Below are 19,458 nucleotides of genomic sequence, written 5' to 3'. Positions count from 1 at the left end.
TAGCATCCATTTCACATTCATTTTCTATGTATACTGCTCTAGCAAAACTCAATTCGCCAGAGGTTGATCTTCATTCAATTAATCCTTCTTTTAGTAAATAAAGGCTCATCACCATAACGTGGGGTTGATTTCCGTTCCAGCTAGGCAAGTCCAACGAACTGTTATCACAGGACGCTTTTAGCCTGCGCTCGCTCTAGTGTCTTATCCTTGACACTAATCCCAGAAAACGCCTAACCTCAACTCTTGGTGATGAGTCTGAATGAAGATATCCTCATTTTATTTGCCAGTACTTGATTTCGTGTCATCCATATAAAAGACGCTAGTGACCTTCCAGCGTCCGTCTTCTTTGACGAATACTGTAACTTGTTGTCCTGCACTTTCATGCTTCACATTTGTTTTAGTTTGTACTAAATGCACTGTTATATTTGAATGGACCTGTGCTTCATTTGCGTTATATTTTATAATTGTAGTATCTTTAGCATCGCGTTTAACGTCTGACAGTTTAAATACTTCTGACGTGTATTTTTTTTCTTCTTCATAATTGAAACCTTTTGGATTCTTCGAGATTGTTTGCATATAACGATCAATTTCTTTTGAATTGAAAGCTGCAATATATTCATTAAAGGCTGCTATTATTGCTTTTTCTCCATCAGCAGGGATATTTTCTGCCTTTGTTATTTTCCCACCATTCATTTCAAACCCTACGGTTCCATCATCAATGATTTTTTGTCTTTCTTCTGCACTCATTTCATCTTTTTTATTACCACAGGCAGTTAACATTAATGCAGTTAACATTAATAAGGTAAGAACTGCTAGAAAACTTTTCTTTAACATCAAAAAACCTCCCGCGCATATTGTAGCATATAAATCCCGTTGTAGGAATTTTGTTGTGCATTTTCAACATTTAGGTGTTACATCTTCCTTATGACGCCCATGGTTTTAAAATGTTGCACTAGTTAAGTGTTAAGTGATCTCTATGTATAAATTAATTCACTTTATGAAGGGAATGTGACGGTGTGAACAGGTATTGGGGTTGGAGTCTTCTGATGGATGACGCTACGATTTCGCCACAAAAGCGGCGGTTTATTTTCACTAAAAAAACTGCTTTAAAAACTACTAAATAATATAGTAGCCTTTAAAACAGCTTTAAATTCATATATGCTATTAGCGTACTTCAACCCAGCCATTTTTGATGGCTGTAACAACAGCTTGTGTACGGTCGTTTACATTCATTTTTTGTAAAATGCTTGAAACGTGGTTTTTAACTGTTTTTTCAGAAATGAACAGTGTCTCACCAATTGTACGGTTAGATTGTCCATCTGTTAATAATTGTAATACTTCACATTCACGTTTTGTTAGTAAATGGAATGGGCGACGAATTTCTGTTTGATGGAAGTTACCTTTATTTTCATGCTCAGAAAGACGACGGAATTCCGCTACTAAATTTTTAGTTACTTTTGGATGTAGGTATGATCCACCATTCGCAACTACTTTAATCGCTTCAACTATTTCGTCAGCATCCATCTCTTTTAGCATATAGCCAAGTGATCCCGATTTTAGCGCGTGTGTTACGTATGTTTCATCATCATGAATAGATAGCATAATCACCTTCGCATCTGGGAATTCACTAACCAACTCTGCTGTTGCCTCTACTCCATTTTTCCCTGGCATATTAATGTCCATTAGTACAACATCTGGTTGATTTTCAGCATATAAAGAAACCACATCTGTTCCATCATCACCTTCTGCTACTACATCAAACGTATCTTCAAAGTCTAAAATACGTTTTACTCCTTCGCGGAATAGCTGGTGATCGTCTACAATAATAATCTTCGTCATTTGTCTTTACCCCCTAAAATTCTCCAACAATCGTTTTACTTTACATTTAACGGAATTTTAAATAAAACCGTCGTACCTCGATTTATCTCACTTGTAATTGAGATTGTCCCATCCAAAATTTCGATACGTTCTTTCATACCTAATATCCCAAAAGAATGGTCTTTAACTACCTGCGGATCGAAACCTATGCCATCGTCCTTTACAACGATATTTACTGCATTTTTCAACCACTCAAGTTTTACCCAAATATCCTTACATTTCCCATGCTTCATGGCGTTTGTTACACATTCTTGCACTAAGCGGAAAATAGATACTTCATAGTTTGATGGTATACGCTTTTCGGTGCTTCTCGATTGAAAATGAACTTCAACATCAGGGTTATATTCAGTCACTGTCGATAAGTATTTTTTTAATGTCGGAACAATTCCCAAATCATCAAGTGCCATTGGTCTTAAATCATAGATAATACGTCGCACCTCTGATAATGCATTACGCACCGTTTTCTTTAAATCAACAATTTCAGCCAAAGCATATTCAATGCCCTTTTCACGATACGTTCTGTCTATTAAATCAGTGCGCATGAGTACATTTGCCAGCATCTGAGCAGGTCCATCATGAATTTCTCTAGATAGACGTTTGCGCTCCTCTTCTTGTGCTGCAATAATACGTATACCAAAATCTTGTTTCATTTTTGCTTGTTCAAGTGCTAAACCAACATTTTTTAAATCTGAAGTTAAGTAATTCAAAACGACATTTACTTGATTGACAATATGATCTGCACGTTCAATCGTATCGAGTAATGCTCTTAATCTTCTCTCTAAATCATCTCTTTTATCACGTAGCTGCTTTTCTTGTGTTCTAATAACAGAGAGCTTCACTTGAAAATCATGCGCAGTTTCATATGCTTCTCTAACTTGTTCTTCGGTATAATTATCAAAAGCTTTACTCACTAACACAAGTCTTTGCTTAGCAAGCTGTGTACTTTTTTCTAAAGCATCGCCTTCATCAATAACAATTGAAACTTGTTTTCGAACAATTTCTAGCTCTATTTTCATATCTTCGAAGCTTCTTCTGCTTTGTTCACTTATAATAAAGATATCATCTTTTGAGCTCATGATTGTTTCTAACATTCGATTAAATATGTCATCAAGCGACTTTAAATCGAAGGTATCATTTGAAAACATAGTATACTCCCCAGTCTAATGTCTTATGATTACTTACTATTTCAATAGACCAATTACATAGTCTACACCTATTATAGCATCACCATGTTAAAATTTAATGCTTTTTCTTTATGAAAATTATAGAATAGAACTCTACTTTAAAGGAGATTGATACTGATGAGAGAAAACTATTTAACTGTAAAAGGATATGGAGAAAGCGAAATTGTTATTTCAAAATCTCGCTTCCTTACTTATATAGAACGTATAGAAACGGAAGAGGATGCAATTTCTTTTATTGAACGCATAAAAAAAATGCATCATAATGCGACTCATAATTGTTCAGCCTATATTATTGGAGAGCATGATCATATTCAAAAAGCAAATGATGACGGGGAACCGAGTGGCACAGCTGGCGTCCCTATGTTAGAGGTCCTAAAAAAACAAGGGTTAAAGGATACAGTAGTTGTCGTCACACGCTACTTTGGTGGCATAAAGCTTGGCGGTGGCGGTCTTATTCGTGCGTACGGAAAAGCGACAACAGAAGGTTTACTTGCTGCCCAAGTAGTCGAACGCAAGCTTCATCATTTGATGAAAATTGCCATTGATTATACATGGCTTGGCAAAGTAGAAAATGAAATTCGAGGATCTTCATATACATTAGAAGAAATTCGCTACTTGGAAGGCGTTGAAATCATTGTCTCTGTGTTAAAAGAAGAAGAAGAACAGTTCCGAAACTGGGTAACGGAAATGACAAACGGACAAGCAAACATTACTTTTGAGAATGCTCAATTTATTGAATTTGTTGTGAAATAAATAGTTTTAATTGTCGAAAACTAAATATCCATAGTATAATTTTAATATTGAGCTATTTTATCATTTACACATATTCTAAAAGTACTTGAATAAAGTTTAGTTTAATCGCATTATTATTCCCAAAATTCAGAGGAGAATATATCAAATATGAAAAATAGAACTAAAAATAAAAGCAAAAAGAAGTCTTCTAAAGCTTCGCTAATTATAAAAGTTGTCCTTCTTTTAGCTGCTAGTTTACTAATTTGTGCGACTGCTTATGGTGTTTATATCGCGAAGCAAGCAGAGCATGCAGCAGACTCAGCACATGAAGATTTAAAAGGTCGAGACATTTCTTCACTTCGTGATGAAAAAGTAGAACCAGTACATGATAATGTTTCAATCCTATTTGTCGGTGTTGATGATAGTGAAAATCGCGGGCAAGGCTCTGAGCACTCACGTTCTGACGCATTAATCCTAGCAACATTAAACAATAAAACAAAAACGATTAAAATGCTAAGTATCCCTCGTGATTCTTATGTTTATATTCCTTCTGTAAATCGTAAGGATAAAATTACTCATGCACATGCCTATGGCGGAACAATTTCAACAATTGATACTGTAGAACAACTATTAGATGTGCCGATTGACTATTATGTACGTATGAACTTTAATGCGTTTATTGACGTAGTTGATGCATTAGGTGGAGTCGAAGCTGACGTGCCGTATACGTTACACGAAAAGGATGAATTTGATCGCAATTCCATCAACTTAAAGCCTGGTTTACAGCATTTAAACGGGAGTCAGGCACTTGCACTTGCAAGAACACGTAAACAAGACAGTGATATTGAACGCGGCAAACGTCAACAAGAAATTTTAACGGCGATCATGAAAAAAGTTTCTTCTGTAGGCTCCATTACAAAATACGATGATGTCATTAGAGCACTTGGTGATAACATGAAGACAAATATGACATTTAGTGAAATGAAGTCATTCTTATCTTATTTATCACAAGGGATGCCACGTATTGATTCTTTAACATTAGATGGTTCAGATGATATGTCTACTGGTGTTTACTACTATAAATTAAATCAAGAATCGGTTGATGAAATTTCTAAAACGCTGAAAAACCATCTTGACTACAATAAATCATCTAGTAACTTAACGAATAATAATACTGATAAAGATAACGCTGTTGGCGATGATGCAACAGAAAACAATGGCGCTCAGTAACTATAAAAGCCTTTCCACTTTTAAATTAATTTGTGGGAAGGCTTTTTGTATGGCATGATTTTGTAATGTTTGCTTAGTGTGAAAATTATAGCCTAGGGCACAAATTGATTTGGACTTTTTTTACTCGAACCAGTTCTGAGGAATACCTGCGCGATTTTTCGTCAAATCCTTAATATTGTCTCTATACAAAGTTTTTCAATCCTGACTTTAATTGTCCAGCTTATATTGGGATTCGCCGCTAAAAGTATGAGTTGCGCCGCTAACCTAAGGAGAAACGCCGCTAAAACATAAATTTGCGCCGCTAACCAAGCAAAGTACGCCGCTAAAACTCGAATTCCCGCAGCTAATCAAGCAAAGTACGCTTTTACCCGAGCAGTTCTCCGGTTCACCCGAGATTCGAACCTAAGCCTCAAAAGTAAAAAAGGCAACCATCCATAAAAATGGATGATTGCTTAAATGTTTTATTTATTAAATATCCGCACAAAATTCAATAGTGGTTTATAGTTTTTACCCGCGAGTCCGATGACTTCAACCAAAATTTCAATTGCAGTTAAAATGACAGCTACGAGTAAAATCGCACCCCATACTTTTGCCATAGAGAAAATGATGGCTGCTAATCCAAACATGATGGCAATCCCATAAATAATGAGTACTGTTTGGCGATGTGTGAAGCCCATATCCAGTAAACGGTGATGCAAGTGTGATTTATCTGGATCAGACCATTTTTTCTTCATCCGTACACGACGGACAATCGCAAAGAATGTATCAGAAATTGGCACACCTAGTATAATAACTGGGACAATTAATGCAACGACCGTAACATTTTTAAATCCAAGCAATGCGAGCACTGATATCATAAAGCCAAGGAACAATGCTCCTGTATCTCCCATGAAAATTTTCGCTGGATGGAAATTGTAAAATAAAAATCCAAATGTTGCTGCTGCTAAAATGGCTGCAATTGCTAAAACAAACATATTGCTCATAATAAATGCCATGATAGCTAAAGTAATAAGGGCAATGGTTGAAACACCTGCCGCTAGACCATCTAAGCCATCGATTAAATTAATGGCATTTGTAATACCCACAATCCAAAGAATTGTTAAAGGAATACTTAGTAATCCAAAGTTTAATTCACCTACAAATGGTAAATTAACCATATCAATTTGAATGCCACCTACAAAGATAACGATAAGTGCCGCAGCAAGCTGGCCAAGTAATTTTGCCTTTGCGGAAATTTCACGCATATCATCTATGACACCTGTTGCTACGATAATACAAGCTCCAATTATAATTGCCAGTAAAAAATCACTACCATTTTCATTGTATATCAAAATCGGCTGGAATATAGCCACAGCTATTAAAAACGCAAGGAAAATCGCCAATCCGCCAAGTCTTGGCATAATTCGTGCATGTACTTTTCGATAGTTTGGTGCATCGACTGCACCTATTCTGAATGCTAATCGTTTAACTAGTGGAGTTAACAATATTGAAGCAACGAATGCTGCTATTAAAGACACGTAAAGCATGTCTCTCCTCCTCAAAAAAATAATCTACATTTAAATTCTAATTGATTATAGCACGAACAGACGCCGAAATATACTTTTTCTATTTATTTTCCACCATTTCACAAATATTATTCTTCTTTTTCAAATTGGAAGAATGCTGTATGTCAAATGTAGTCATCATTCGTAAAATTTGATAAAATAATGTAGTGTCTAGCATTTAGACAACTTAAAAGGAGCGTAAATTTCATGTTCTCAATTTTTAAACGCAACGATGAGCAAACTAGTGCTCGTCAATTAAAACGCTACTATAAAATAGTAGATCAGATTAATAGTCTTGAAGAAAAATATGTCAATAAGTCAGATGATGAATTAAAAGAAATGACTTTTATTTTCAAAGATCGTTTAGAACAAGGTGAACCAATTACATCTATCATCCCAGACGCATTTGCTGTCGTACGCGAAGCCTCAAAACGTGTATTAGGTATGCGTCATTTTGATGTGCAGCTTATCGGTGGTCTTGTTTTAACTGAAGGCAATATTGCAGAGATGCCTACAGGTGAAGGTAAAACGCTTGTCGCTTCCCTTCCTTCCTATGTACGCGCATTAGAAGGTAAAGGTGTTCACGTCATTACAGTTAATGACTACCTAGCAAAGCGTGACTACGAACTTGTTGGTCAAATCCATCGTTTCCTTGGTTTAACAGTTGGTTTAAATATACCGATGATGGAGCCGGATGCAAAAAAAGAAGCCTACAACGCTGATATTACATATGGTGTAGGTACTGAGTTCGGATTTGACTACTTACGCGACAACATGGCTCATAGCTTAGCTGATAAAGTACAACGCCCTTATCACTTCGCCATTATCGATGAAGTCGATAGTGTCCTTATTGATGAGGCAAAAACACCGCTTATTATCGCTGGAAAAATGCCCGCGAATGATGAGCTACATCGCATTGCCTCTATGCTTGCTAAACGTTTTAAAGAAGAAGAAGATTACGATTTTGATGATGAAACAAAAGCTACTTCTTTAACAGATATAGGCATTGAAAAGGTTGAGGCTGCCTTCAATGTTGATAATCTATATGATCTTGAACACCAAACACTTTACCATTACGTTATCCAAGCAGTTCGTGCACATGTGATGTTCAAGCGCGACGTTGATTACATCGTAAAAGATGACAAAATCGAGCTTGTTGATATGTTCACAGGTCGTGTTTTAGAAGGTCGTTCGCTATCTGATGGCTTACATCAAGCGATTGAAGCAAAAGAAGGCGTAACGATTACTGAAGAAAATAAAGCACAGGCACAAATCACAATTCAGAACTATTTCCGTATGTATCCGAAGCTTTCTGGGATGACGGGTACGGCGAAAACACAGGCAAAAGAAATTCGTGAAGTGTACGGCATGGAAGTTATTCAAATTCCAACAAACCGCCCACGTCAACGTGTCGATCAGCCTGATCTTATTTTCAACAAACAGGAAGATAAATATAAGTATGTAGCAGCTGAAGCTAAACGTCGTCACGAAAAGGGACAACCTGTCTTAATTGGGACAACGTCAATACTACAATCTGAAACAGTGGCCGAACACTTAAAGAAAGAAGGCTTAAAATTCCAATTGCTGAACGCTAAAACAGTTGAGCAAGAGGTTGAGCTGATTTCACAAGCTGGTCAGAAGGGTCGTATTACTGTAGCAACAAATATGGCTGGTCGCGGTACAGATATTGTGCTAGATGAAGCAGTTCACGAGCTTGGAGGCTTATATGTCCTCGGTACCGAAAAGCACGAAAGCCGCCGTGTAGATAATCAGTTGCGTGGTCGTTCAGGTCGCCAAGGTGACATAGGTGAAAGCCGCTTCATTCTCTCTATTGAAGATGATATGTTCCGCCGTTATGCAAAAGAAGAGGTTGAAAAATTCTCAGAAAAAATGGTTGTCGATGAAAAAGGCATTATCCAAACTAAAGAGGTTCAAGAACTTATTAACCGTACACAACGTATTGTTGAAGGCTCTCAATACGGTATGCGTGAATATAACCTAAAATTAGATGATGTTATCAATGACCAACGTACAGTTATTTACGGTCTACGTGATAAAATTTTAACAGGTGAAGATTTAATGGGTGAGCTGAAAAAAATGCTAAGTGAAACAGTTGATTTCGCTGTTCGCGAGGCTGCTCCAGATGAACTCCCTTCAGTAGAATGGGATTACGACCAAATGGAGAGCTCGCTCAATTCACTATTCATTACTCCTGTCACAATTGACCGTGAAGCGGGCAAAGTAAAACAAATTTTAGCTGATATTCAGCCTGCTGAACAAGAGTTGCTTGATCGCATGGAAAAGTTCTCTAGTAATGAAGAAGTAATGAAAATTATTCCACAAGTTATGCTAAGCTATCTAGACAGTGGCTGGGTGAAACATTTAGAAAACATGGCACACTTAAAAGAAGGTATCGGCTTACGTCATTATCAACAAGAAGACCCGATGCGAATTTACCAACGTGAAGGACTCGAATTATTCGGAAATAATTTCCAAGAATTACGTCGTTCGATCATAATAGAAATTACAGGCTTCATGAAAATGATTGAAGCACAATTGGAGGTACAATAATGGGCTTATTCTCATTCTTTAAAAAATCAGACAAAGTTGTTCAAGAAAACACAATCGACTCTAAAGACTTATTAGGAAGTGCTACTACGGAGAATAGCGATAATCGCGATGTCGTGACGAAGCTATCATTCCATCCAGAATGGGATGTTCCACAGGAGCAAAAGTACATTTTTAATTTCCTTGCTAATGAGCTAGAACCATTGAAGCCAAATCAATTATCACTTTCTTCTATTAGTATTGAAGAAGATTTGCGCTCTAAAAAATGGCAAGTGCGTGCATTTTTCCGCTCATCATTACCTCAAGCCATTGAGCTAGGTGAAATCGAGCTGTTCATTATGGATAAAAATGACGAGCTTGTAGCATCTAAAAAATTCGACTTTGCAGCACTTGGCACAATTCCAGCAGAAAGTGCTCGTCCATGGGTATTTGACTTTGAAAAATCAACAATCAAAGTCGATGAAGTACCAGAAGATGGTTGGAAAATTGCATTCAACCTTGTTTCCCTTCGTGGTCACCAATTAGAATTAGACCCATCATGGGAAAAACAACTGCCTGCAGCACAAAAAGAAGAGCTTGCGAAAATCGTAAAAACTTTACCTAAGTTAGGCGATACAGAAGTAAACTTCACTGGCCTACAAGCGAAACTTGCTGATAACGGTAATTTTAATGTGTCAATCTTCATTCGTAATGGACATAATAAAGCTATTAACCTAGAACAATTACCACTAGAAATTATTGATGCAACAGGCAAACAAATTGCTAAAGGCTCATTTAAAATGGATCCAATATTAACTGTACAACCAAACTCAACAAAGCCATGGACATTTATCTTCCCTTCAGAGCTTGTTGACGCAAAAGATGCTGATCTTTCTCGTTGGACAGCACGTGTAACACAATAAAGTGTTTAAAAACCCTTCTTTTTTATAGAAAGAAGGGTTTTTTCATTTGTTCATTTTCTTATCAGTGATGGTGTCTCTTTTATCAGCGATATTCGGTGTTTTATCAGCGATACTGGGTGTTTTATCAGCGATACTGGGTCTTTTATCAGCGATGTTCGCCGCCTTATCAGCGATTCTTACACTTTTATCAGCGATGCCACATTTTTTATCAACGAAACTGTCGTCTTCAACCGAGCGATTTTATCTAAACTTCATGAAAAAAGCGATTTCTGCGTATATGCAAAAATCGCTTTTACTTTATTTGATAGAGTCGAATCGTTTATAAGCTACTAATCTTGTAGACCAGTAAGAGTATGTAACGTCCGAAATTTCAACACCGTCTGATCCTGCATGGATAAATTTATTGTTACCTATATAAATACCCATATGAGATATTCCATCTTTATACGTATTTTGGAAAAATACTAAATCTCCCGCTATCGGATTTTTAACTTGTGTTGTGTTACCGTAGAAATATCCTTCGCTACTGTCTCTGCCAATTTTTAAACCACCTTGGTTAAAGGCGTAATAAATCAGGCCACTGCAATCTAGACCTTCAGATGTGTTGCCACCGTAGAGATATGGTGTTCCTACTAATGAATTAGCTACGTCTACTGTTTTCTTATAAACAGCTTGTCCATTCGCTGTAGGATCTTTAGATGTTACTGTTGATGTTCCAGCATCTGTAGATCCGTTATTATGTACTGTGTCACTCTCGGGTATTGAAGCTACTGGAGATAATTTTAACACCTGTCCAACGTAAATATTATCTGTTGTAAGTCCGTTCCAGTCTTTAATGTCCTTTATTGTCACATTAAATTGCTTAGCGATTTTGGATAATGAATCGCCTTTAACTACTGTATAGGAACCAGTTGTGGGTTTTGATGGTGTTGTCGGTTTTGTTGTTGATGGATTTGAAGGTTTTACCGCATCATTACTAGCTTGTTTTGAAACTTCAAGCTTTTGGGCGACATAAATCATATCATTCGTTAAATTGTTCCAACTTTTTATGTCTTGTACTGTTATTTTATTGTTTTGGGCGATTTTAGTTAAAGTATCTCCTTTTTGTACGGTATATGTAGCTGCTTCTGCGGTCTGTAGCGCTAAAAATGAAGTTGCTATAGTGCTTAAAGCAAGGATTCTTAATTTTTTTGTCTTTTTCATACCAATTTACCTCCGTTCGTGCTAAAATATTTCCTTGTGTGTCTATCATACTAGATATTTTAGAAATGAGATATCGGAAAATTCGACTATTTTTCAAACAATTTATGAATCTTACTGATTCCGACAAATTCTTACAAATTGTTAAAGAATATTAATTGCAAGATTAGTATTCTTATGATAACATACACTTCTGTATTTAAAATTTTTAGAAAGTTTTATCTTTTCAATCTTAAAGGAGTTTTAATTTTTATGAAAAACATCTTGCTTTTCATCAAGGAAAATTTGGCAGTAGGTTTACTATTATTTGCCTTATTTTTAGGTGCTGGAAATATTATCTTCCCCCCATTATTAGGTCAACAAGCTGGTGAACATATAACGACAGCAATGATTGGTTTCTTAATAACGGGTGTCGGATTACCACTATTAGCAATCGTTGCTATTGCGAAAGCTGGTGGCGATCTACAATTACTTGCTAATCGTGTCAGCCCTACCTTTGGTGTTATTTTTACATCAATCGTTTATTTAGCGATTGGACCATTTTTTGCAGTGCCGCGTACAGGCTCTGTATCCTATGAAATTGGGATTGCCCCATTACTCCCAGAGGCAGCAGCTCATCATTGGGCACCACTTTTCATTACTTCTGTAGTATTTTTTGCCTTTATACTATTCTTAGCGATTAACCCTTCAAAGCTTGTCGATCGCGTTGGGAAAATTTTAACGCCTGCTCTATTGGCCGTTATTTTACTACTAGCGATTAAAAGCTTTATTTCTCCAATGGGTGAACCAGGGACAGCTATAGGAAAATACACTAAGTCACCATTGACTGAAGGCTTTGTTCAAGGCTACTTAACAATGGATGTACTAAGTGCACTCGTTTTCGGAATCGTTATTCTGCAAGCATTGCGCGACATGGGTATGTCAGATACTAAAAAACAAGTTAAAACGACAATTTTCGCGGGAATTGTTGCCGCTCTTGGCTTATCATTTGTCTATATCTCACTTGGACAAATTGGTAACACTAGTATTGATGCAATTGGTACTTTTGATAATGGTGGTACTATTATTGCGAAGTCAGCTGAAGTTCTATTTGGCAAACTTGGAAGTATCATATTAGCTGCCACAATTTTACTAGCGTGTATATCTACTGCTGTAGGTTTATTGACTGCCAATGCTCAATATTTCAATAAACTATTTCCTAAAGTTTCGTATAAAACGTTTTTAGTAATTTTCACAATTTTCAGTGCAGCAATTACAAACGTAGGTCTTGAAACAATTATTAGTGCATCACTACCTGTATTATTAATCATCTATCCGCTAGCGATGGTGTTAATGGTTCTGTCGCTTTTCGATAACTTCTTTAAAGGTGGAAAAATTGTTTACATTTTAGCTTTAATTCCTACATTCTTTGTTAGTCTGAATGATGGTTTAAAGGAAATGAAGATTACAATTGCACCATATGTGAACATTTTAAAAGCTTTACCATTATACGAGCAAAGTCTGGCGTGGCTTGTACCTGCAATAATCGGTGCGCTTATCGGCTTTATCATTCATAAGCTTATAAAAAAATAAAAGTTCTTCATCTAACTTGAATCTGCTTGCTTTTTGCGAATAAGCCTCAAGCTTCTTTTAGACAATGACTGTCTATGAATCTTGCATAAACTTACTTTCTCGCAAAAGGCTAGTAGATTCTTTTTTTGTAGGTAATCCCCTCCTTTTCCTATTCACGGTTATATGGAAATTCATGTATAATAAAAATAATTAGAGAAGAGGTGTCCCATGAAAAAAGTATTGTGGTCTTTCGTATTCGTTCTAAGCTTTTTCATCTTTCCATTTACAAACGCTTCTGCTGCAAGCAATGAACAACAGATTGTAAAGGAAATCAAGGCAATTATTGAGGAAAATTATGTTGGAACCATCCATGGAAATTTGCAAAAAGCTAAAACAATTCCTGAAATCATTGATATGCTAGACCCTTATTCCACATATTTCACGAAAAAGGAATTTGAAGAATTTATTAATAGCATCGATCTATCAACAATTGGGATTGGTGTAATCATCGAAGAACATGAAGATGGCATTCATATTTTACAAGTGTTTGAGAATAGCGGTGCATCTAATGCCGGTGTAGTTGCTGGAGACATTATTATTGCCATTAACGGGCAATCCGTAGTAGGAAGCTCTACACAAGAAGCCTCGTCCTTATTAGTTGGTGATGAAGATACAAAAATAGAAGTGACCCTCAAACATGCAGATGGTACAACTTCTACTACAACCATTACACGGAAAAAATTCACATTACCGAATGTGGAATCTGCATTACTGTTTGGGGATGTTGGATATATTGCTATGTCATCCTTCTCAGAAGACGGTGCAAAGCTTGTTAAGGATGCACTTATTCAATTAAAACAGCGTGGTGCAACCTCTTTTATATTTGATTTACAAAACAATGGTGGCGGCTATGTATCAACAGCTGAGGAGATTACAGGGCTATTCCCGAACGCAAAAATTGCGTATTTACTACAAGAAGCACATGCCTCTTATAAAATACGTGCAGTCAATCAAAACGAAAAATTCCCAGCTGATACACGTATTCTCGTAAACCGCTATAGTGCTAGCGCCTCTGAAATGTTATCAGCAACATTACAAGATCAGCAATCTGCTATTTTATATGGAGAAACTACGTATGGAAAAGGCTGTATGCAAGGCTTTTTCGAATTACAAGATGATAGCTATTTAAAGCTTACTATCGGTAATTTTACAGGTCCTTCAGGGAAAACGATTAATGAGGTTGGGGTAAAACCGAACGTCCAAACAAAAACTGCTCCTATTTTCCAGGCACATTATGATGCGATTAAAGCACAATATACAAATTATAAAGAGCTTGCAAGCTTAAAAAATGTACCAACGTCTAAAACGTTTACCGTGAAATTCTCACAAGCACTCTCTCCGCAGATTGCTAAAGACAGTGTACAGCTTGTTGCTTTAGGCGGTAACGAAGTACCAATTACTGCAAAAGTCGATGGTAGTTCATTACTTGTTACTCCATCAAAACCGTTAAACAGTGGGCAAGAGTATATGCTACTTGTTCATCCATCTATTCAAAAAGAATCAGGCAATAAACTTCAAAAAGGCGCTTATCTTCATATTACAGTTAAGAAATAAAAAATTCCTCTCACCTTTAAGTAGTGGTGAGAGGAATTTTTATTCTGCCTGAGAAATATTTGTTTTTACTTCTCTTAAGAAGTATAAATGAACTAAGTCGCTCGCTAACTCGCATGGCTGTTTTTTTTGTTCAAGTAAATTAGTTAATATTAAACGCTCAAAGGATCCTACAAAACTATCTACAATTATATGAATGTCTGTACAAAATGATTGTAATACATGGGCACAATCATAACGATGTATAAGGTGAGTAAATTGCTGTGTAAGTTGAGATTTAACTACAAGTGACTGCTCAGATTCAAATAGTCCAATTTTTGTTAATTTCGGGTTTTCGATTATGTAAACGAATAACATATGTATTTTCTGTTTTAACTCTTTAACAAAGCCCTCTAATCCCTTTTCAACCTCTTCTGATTGTTTACTCATAATTTCATCAAGTCCACGCTGAAATCGTTCATTCAGATCGGTGTAGAGAAAGTCCTTGCTCTCAAAATATAAATAAAAAGTTGGCTGAGTTACATTAGCAGCTTTTACAATATCACTAATTTTTGTATCGTGATAACCTTTTTCAGAAAATAACTCCAAAGCCTTTTCAAGCAATAATTGTTTACTTCGTTCACCATTTGAATTAACCTTCCTACCTCTAGCCATACTTCCCACCTTATCTTAATTTGTAGTAGACATAGTCCTTTAGGCATCATCAAGCAATGCCAATTTATCCATATGTTCATAAAAAATTCCACACTGAATAAAATTAATTATAATACAGCTCCTATTTTTTTACTATAAAATATTATAAATATAACAACTTTTTTGCAGAAAGTATTTAGTGTCTAAAAAAGTTTTATTTCTATAGACGTAAAAATACAGGTGAGTTGTTTAACCATTTTATCCCTTGAATTAATTAGAGGTCACTGATTTCCGCTACAGGCTACTCGCTTTCTTGCGAGCGAGCGTCGAGCCGTTGCCGTTTTATTGTTGCTGCCGCTTCGCTTTCGCACCGAAAACATTCGCTCCGTGCAGAGTCTCGTCTGTCTCGCCTTTCCTGCGGGAAGCTTTGCTCTGCGACGAAAGCGAAGCGATAGGAGCACTCGAGTAACCCTCTCCGCTACAATCAGTTAAAAATGGAATAAGCATCTATCTACTAATCAACACGCCTGAAACATTTATAAAAAAAGTGGGTATCAAATTATTTCTAAGATACCCACTTTTCCCTATTATTTTAAAAATTTCTTTTTTAGTTTATCACTAAATTCTTTTACTTCTTTCACTCCAAATAATAAGAAGGAGCCTACAAGCACAGCACTAAAAATAACAAGACCTACAATGAAAGTTATCCACTTGTATTCAAATACTAAATACTTACTTGAGAAGTACATAACAATCGTGATAATGATCATTGGAGGCATAGCTCTGAAAAATTGAAGCTCTTTACTGAATATACCCATTTTTAGATCATATTTAAAGCTTGCATATACAATAAGCATGATAAAGTTCACAACGGAACTTATTAAAGTACCCCATGCAATTGAAACTACCCCAGTTGAATCTACAAGTAAAAAAATAGCTCCGATATTTACTCCAAATACATTTAATAAACTAAATATTACAGGCGCCATAGAGTCACCTTTTGCATAGTAAAAGCGTGTAATATATGTGTTTGCCGCAAGGAAATACATAGAAAGTACGAAGACAGCAAGTACTGGTGCTGTTATCGCGGTTGCTTTCGCATTAAACTTATTGTATTCAAAGACAACTTGAATAAGATTAGTTGAGTAAAAATAAGAGTAAATTGTTACGGGAATAAGCAATAAAAATAAGTATTGTAATCCCTTTGAATACAAGCTTTTAATAGAAGCATGATCATTTTCAGCTTCCTTATGACTTAATATTGGATAAATAACTGTCGTTACAGCTGTAATTAAAATAGCTTGTGGAAATTGCATCAACTTAGAAGCATAGTTAACAGAAGATACTGCTCCTTCTAATGATAATAGCCCTGCTACATAACGTTGTAATAATGCATAAAGTTGAATCGTTGCACCGCCAAGCATAATAGGTACAACCATTATCCACAACTCTTTTGTCGATACATTATGTTTAAAGGAAAATCCTACCTTAAACGAATCTAATTTACGGTAACCGATAACTAAGAAATACACCATTAGTACTGCGCTTACCAATGCGCTAATACCATATCCCATTGGACCGATAGTAGTTTCCGATAAGACAACTGCTATCACTAAGAAAATCGCATTGTAAATTAAAATGGCAAAGCTCGATAAATGGAATCTTTGATTTACATTCAGTAAACCACTATACCAAGAAGATAAAACGAGAAATATTGATGATGGCATCATCCAGTAATAAAGATTTCTCGTTAAAGCCAATTGATCATCACTAACAACCTTACCCGTATTAAAGCTTTCTAAAATTGGATTAGCAAATGCCATCCCTATCAATGTCATTATTATTGCTGACATAACAACAATTGTAAACGATTGCTTTACGAATAGTCCTTTGTCGGTTGTTTCTCGGTTATAAATTGAAATAAAAACAGTCGTAAATGCTCCCCCAACTACTAAATATAAAAAGTTTGGAATCATATACGCTGTAAAAATACTGTCGGAAGTATGACCAGTACCATATTGGAATCCGATTATCATCTCACGTAAAAATCCGAAGAAACGGGCCACAATATTAATAATCGCAACTGCCCCAACTATTTTTACAAACTTATTCATAGGCCATCCCCACCTTCAATGGCCGACTTATAAATCTCTATACAGCGAGCTGTTATATTTTTTTCATCGTGAATGGCTAATACCTTGTCGACCGCTTCACGATTCATGTATTGTTCTGTTGGCGTGTTCACGGCACGCAGCATCTCCTCAGATAAAACCATAGCGTTTTCGGGCTCCACTAAATGCCCTGCGCCTTCCCCAAGCAAAGATACAAGTCCACCTACATTTGAAGCAATAACAGGTGTGTCTGTCGCTAATGCCTCTAATGCCACTAATCCAAAACCTTCTAAATGGGATGGTAATACAAAGACATCACTTGCTTGGAACCACTTCACTAGTTCTTGTTGTTTTAGTGGATCTATAAATTTGACGTCTTCGCTGATTAATGGTTGCAAGGATTGGAAAAATGCTTGATCCCTTCTAGAACCTACAATATTTAACTCTAAAGGACGAGATACTTTTGTTTTTAGCATTTGGAAAGCCTGTAATAGCTCCTCAACGCCTTTTTGCTTAATAACATTTCCTACAAATAAAAATCTGAATGGCTCGGATGCTAATTGTAGTTCTTTGCACACAGCTTCTTGATTTCCTTTTGTGAAAACCTCACGATTCACACCCATGCTAACGACAGAGATTTTACCTTTTTCAATGCCAAAATCTTGTTCAATTTGTTGAGCTAAGACTGGACCAACTGCAATAATATGTTGACTTTCACGTAAAATACTCGCTGTCCAATTGCGAATTCTTGTGTTCTTCTTCGCCATACGTTCAATATCGCCACCATGAGCTGTAACGATAAATGGTATACCAAACATTTTCTTTAATAGCAGCGACAGCATACCCGATGGAAACACATAATGTGCATGTGTGACATCAATAGACTTTCTGTTTTTTAAGCCTTTCATCAATGTCGATAAACCCCATTTTGTATATTTCATAATGGTGTTTTTCTTACCTGTTGCCGGATTTGTATTAACAGATATATCTACGTCTAGTCCTGCCTTTTCAAGCGCAGTAACTTGGTTTTTCACAAAAATACCGAATGATAAATGATCAGATGTTGGATACATATTACTAATGACGAGTATTTTTTTCATAGACGTGTCACTGCCTTTTTCATTAATTCCTGACCATGCATGGCCTCTTTATGAATATGGGTAGCAATTTGTTTCGTCTCCGCAATCGATTGCTCCCAGCTGCTACTTAGTTTGCCAACTAATGTGGATAGTGCATTATCATTATCCTCAATATCCTGCATTTGTAAGCAACGATCTGAAGCGCCCACAAAGGACATAAAATCCTGTACTTTTGTATGATAGGATATCGCAATAATTGGTGTTTCCGAATTTGTTGCTAAAATAAGCGAGTGCAGACGTGTACCGATAATAATATCCTGCTCCTCCGTTACTTCAAGTAATCGCTCTGGCACCAAATTTTCATCAATAATTTCAGTATGTGCATGTTGTTGCATTTTTTTCTGAATATCTTTCGTCACAGTGACGTCTTGCGGGTACTTCGTAGCAAAAAATGTAATTTTAACATTATGCTCAGAAATTACCTTATCTAGATTTTTCGCCATACCTGTAACGTACGCATCATATTTTTCAACATTTCCCTCTGGCCAATAGTTTGCATTATAGTATGGAACCGCTGATACACCTATTTTAATTGGTTTTTCTGCGTAATGTTGACGATCGCCTTTTAATGTAAATGCAGGATCACCAATAATATCTATTGGCTTTTTCACCCCAATACTTTGCAAAAGCTTTTTAGACTGAGGATCACGTACTGAGATATTTGCTGCATAACGACACATCATGCGAATACTAACTTTTCCAGAAAATGTATCAAGTGGTCCAGCGCCACATCCGTAAATAATGTAGGGAACATTACTTTGTTTTGCCATCATTGCATACGCTCCGTACAGGTGAGCCTCACGTTTATAAAAATCCATTAAAATACCACCACCACCAATGATGAGGAGGTCAAATTGTGATACATATTGTTTATTGTTTTTATAGGTATGGATAAACGTTTTAAATAAATTACTCTTTCTGTAATACAATGGATAGCTATGTACCCCATAACGTTCGGATGTTTGTTGTGTGTTATTACTAAAAACGGTAATGTCATCACTAGTTACCGAAAATGTTTGTTTTACTTGTTGAAGAATGCCGTATAATATTGATTCATCACCATTATTATCATTGCCGTAATTCCCCACAATGCCTATTTTCATTAAAAAACATCCTTTTACTTTTTAATACTGAGATTATACCACAATTGAACATTTTCGTTCTTTTTAAAAATA

At 36.2% G+C, this 19,458-nt stretch carries 16 protein-coding genes; 7 read left to right on the top strand and 9 right to left on the bottom strand.

The window, feature by feature from the left end; genetic code table 11:
• Nucleotides 1-276: 276 nt before the first annotated feature.
• The 3 genes from ACIQLB_RS19450 to ACIQLB_RS19440 all read right to left on the bottom strand — a co-directional run bounded on the left by ACIQLB_RS19450 (nucleotide 277) and on the right by ACIQLB_RS19440 (nucleotide 3,023).
• Nucleotides 277-834 (bottom strand): nuclear transport factor 2 family protein, encoded by a 558-nt coding sequence (locus tag ACIQLB_RS19450; RefSeq protein WP_400729513.1) that lies wholly within the window; start codon nucleotides 832-834, stop codon nucleotides 277-279.
• Between the two features lie 330 nt (nucleotides 835-1,164).
• The gene (locus ACIQLB_RS19445) at nucleotides 1,165-1,839 is read right to left on the bottom strand and encodes a response regulator (RefSeq protein ID WP_053484367.1); all 675 of its coding nucleotides are present in this window, start codon (nucleotides 1,837-1,839) and stop codon (nucleotides 1,165-1,167) included.
• A 35-nt stretch (nucleotides 1,840-1,874) separates the two neighbouring features.
• The gene (locus tag ACIQLB_RS19440; RefSeq protein WP_400729509.1) at nucleotides 1,875-3,023 is read right to left on the bottom strand and encodes a sensor histidine kinase; all 1,149 of its coding nucleotides are present in this window, start codon (nucleotides 3,021-3,023) and stop codon (nucleotides 1,875-1,877) included.
• Between the two features lie 156 nt (nucleotides 3,024-3,179).
• Here ACIQLB_RS19440 and ACIQLB_RS19435 point away from each other — a divergent pair, with 156 nt between their 5' ends.
• A complete protein-coding gene (locus ACIQLB_RS19435; protein WP_370048148.1) occupies nucleotides 3,180-3,815 on the top strand; it encodes a YigZ family protein in 636 nt (211 codons plus the stop codon).
• 147 nt (nucleotides 3,816-3,962) lie between these two features.
• Nucleotides 3,963-5,024, top strand: coding sequence for an LCP family protein (locus ACIQLB_RS19430; protein ID WP_400729504.1), 1,062 nt, complete (start codon nucleotides 3,963-3,965; stop codon nucleotides 5,022-5,024).
• Nucleotides 5,025-5,485: 461 nt separating this feature from the next.
• Here the strand turns inward: ACIQLB_RS19430 and ACIQLB_RS19425 are convergent, their stop codons facing one another.
• The gene (locus tag ACIQLB_RS19425; protein WP_400729501.1) at nucleotides 5,486-6,550 is read right to left on the bottom strand and encodes a glycosyltransferase family 4 protein; all 1,065 of its coding nucleotides are present in this window, start codon (nucleotides 6,548-6,550) and stop codon (nucleotides 5,486-5,488) included.
• A gap of 225 nt (nucleotides 6,551-6,775) precedes the next feature.
• Here ACIQLB_RS19425 and secA2 point away from each other — a divergent pair, with 225 nt between their 5' ends.
• From secA2 to ACIQLB_RS19410, 3 genes are read left to right on the top strand one after another with little or no spacing between them, the layout of a single operon-like run.
• On the top strand, nucleotides 6,776-9,139 hold the full coding sequence (gene secA2, locus ACIQLB_RS19420; RefSeq protein WP_400729498.1) for an accessory Sec system translocase SecA2: 2,364 nt from the start codon (nucleotides 6,776-6,778) through the stop codon (nucleotides 9,137-9,139).
• Nucleotides 9,139-10,038 carry an accessory Sec system S-layer assembly protein gene (locus ACIQLB_RS19415; RefSeq protein WP_400729495.1) on the top strand — a complete coding sequence of 300 codons (900 nt, stop codon included), beginning with the start codon at nucleotides 9,139-9,141 and terminating at the stop codon, nucleotides 10,036-10,038. The genes secA2 and ACIQLB_RS19415 overlap by 1 nt, the downstream gene beginning before the upstream one ends.
• Nucleotides 10,039-10,084: 46 nt before the next feature.
• Nucleotides 10,085-10,363, top strand: coding sequence for a hypothetical protein (locus ACIQLB_RS19410; protein ID WP_400729492.1), 279 nt, complete (start codon nucleotides 10,085-10,087; stop codon nucleotides 10,361-10,363).
• On the opposite strand, the gene ACIQLB_RS19405 is transcribed toward ACIQLB_RS19410, so the two are convergent.
• Entirely contained in the window at nucleotides 10,336-11,241 is a 906-nt protein-coding gene (locus ACIQLB_RS19405; RefSeq protein WP_400729489.1) for a C40 family peptidase, read from the bottom strand. The genes ACIQLB_RS19410 and ACIQLB_RS19405 overlap by 28 nt on opposite strands.
• A gap of 249 nt (nucleotides 11,242-11,490) precedes the next feature.
• Here ACIQLB_RS19405 and brnQ point away from each other — a divergent pair, with 249 nt between their 5' ends.
• Nucleotides 11,491-12,810, top strand: a complete 1,320-nt coding sequence (gene brnQ / locus ACIQLB_RS19400; RefSeq protein ID WP_400729486.1) for a branched-chain amino acid transport system II carrier protein — start codon at nucleotides 11,491-11,493, stop codon at nucleotides 12,808-12,810.
• A 207-nt stretch (nucleotides 12,811-13,017) separates the two neighbouring features.
• Nucleotides 13,018-14,403 carry a S41 family peptidase gene (locus ACIQLB_RS19395; protein WP_400729483.1) on the top strand — a complete coding sequence of 462 codons (1,386 nt, stop codon included), beginning with the start codon at nucleotides 13,018-13,020 and terminating at the stop codon, nucleotides 14,401-14,403.
• Between the two features lie 39 nt (nucleotides 14,404-14,442).
• On the opposite strand, the gene ACIQLB_RS19390 is transcribed toward ACIQLB_RS19395, so the two are convergent.
• The 4 genes from ACIQLB_RS19390 to ACIQLB_RS19375 all read right to left on the bottom strand — a co-directional run bounded on the left by ACIQLB_RS19390 (nucleotide 14,443) and on the right by ACIQLB_RS19375 (nucleotide 19,386).
• On the bottom strand, nucleotides 14,443-15,054 hold the full coding sequence (locus tag ACIQLB_RS19390; protein ID WP_400729480.1) for a TetR/AcrR family transcriptional regulator: 612 nt from the start codon (nucleotides 15,052-15,054) through the stop codon (nucleotides 14,443-14,445).
• 566 nt (nucleotides 15,055-15,620) lie between these two features.
• Nucleotides 15,621-17,147, bottom strand: a complete 1,527-nt coding sequence (gene murJ / locus ACIQLB_RS19385; protein WP_400729477.1) for a murein biosynthesis integral membrane protein MurJ — start codon at nucleotides 17,145-17,147, stop codon at nucleotides 15,621-15,623.
• Entirely contained in the window at nucleotides 17,144-18,244 is a 1,101-nt protein-coding gene (locus tag ACIQLB_RS19380) for a glycosyltransferase (protein ID WP_400729474.1), read from the bottom strand. The genes murJ and ACIQLB_RS19380 overlap by 4 nt, the downstream gene beginning before the upstream one ends.
• Nucleotides 18,241-19,386, bottom strand: a complete 1,146-nt coding sequence (locus ACIQLB_RS19375; protein ID WP_400729471.1) for a polysaccharide pyruvyl transferase family protein — start codon at nucleotides 19,384-19,386, stop codon at nucleotides 18,241-18,243. The genes ACIQLB_RS19380 and ACIQLB_RS19375 overlap by 4 nt, the downstream gene beginning before the upstream one ends.
• Nucleotides 19,387-19,458 lie beyond the last annotated feature (72 nt).

The sequence above is a fragment of the Lysinibacillus sp. NPDC092081 genome, assembly GCF_044755845.1.
Taxonomy (GTDB): domain Bacteria; phylum Bacillota; class Bacilli; order Bacillales_A; family Planococcaceae; genus Lysinibacillus.
The sequence above is the reverse complement of the archived record's forward strand: the minus strand, read 5'-3'. Positions and strand labels throughout refer to the sequence as shown.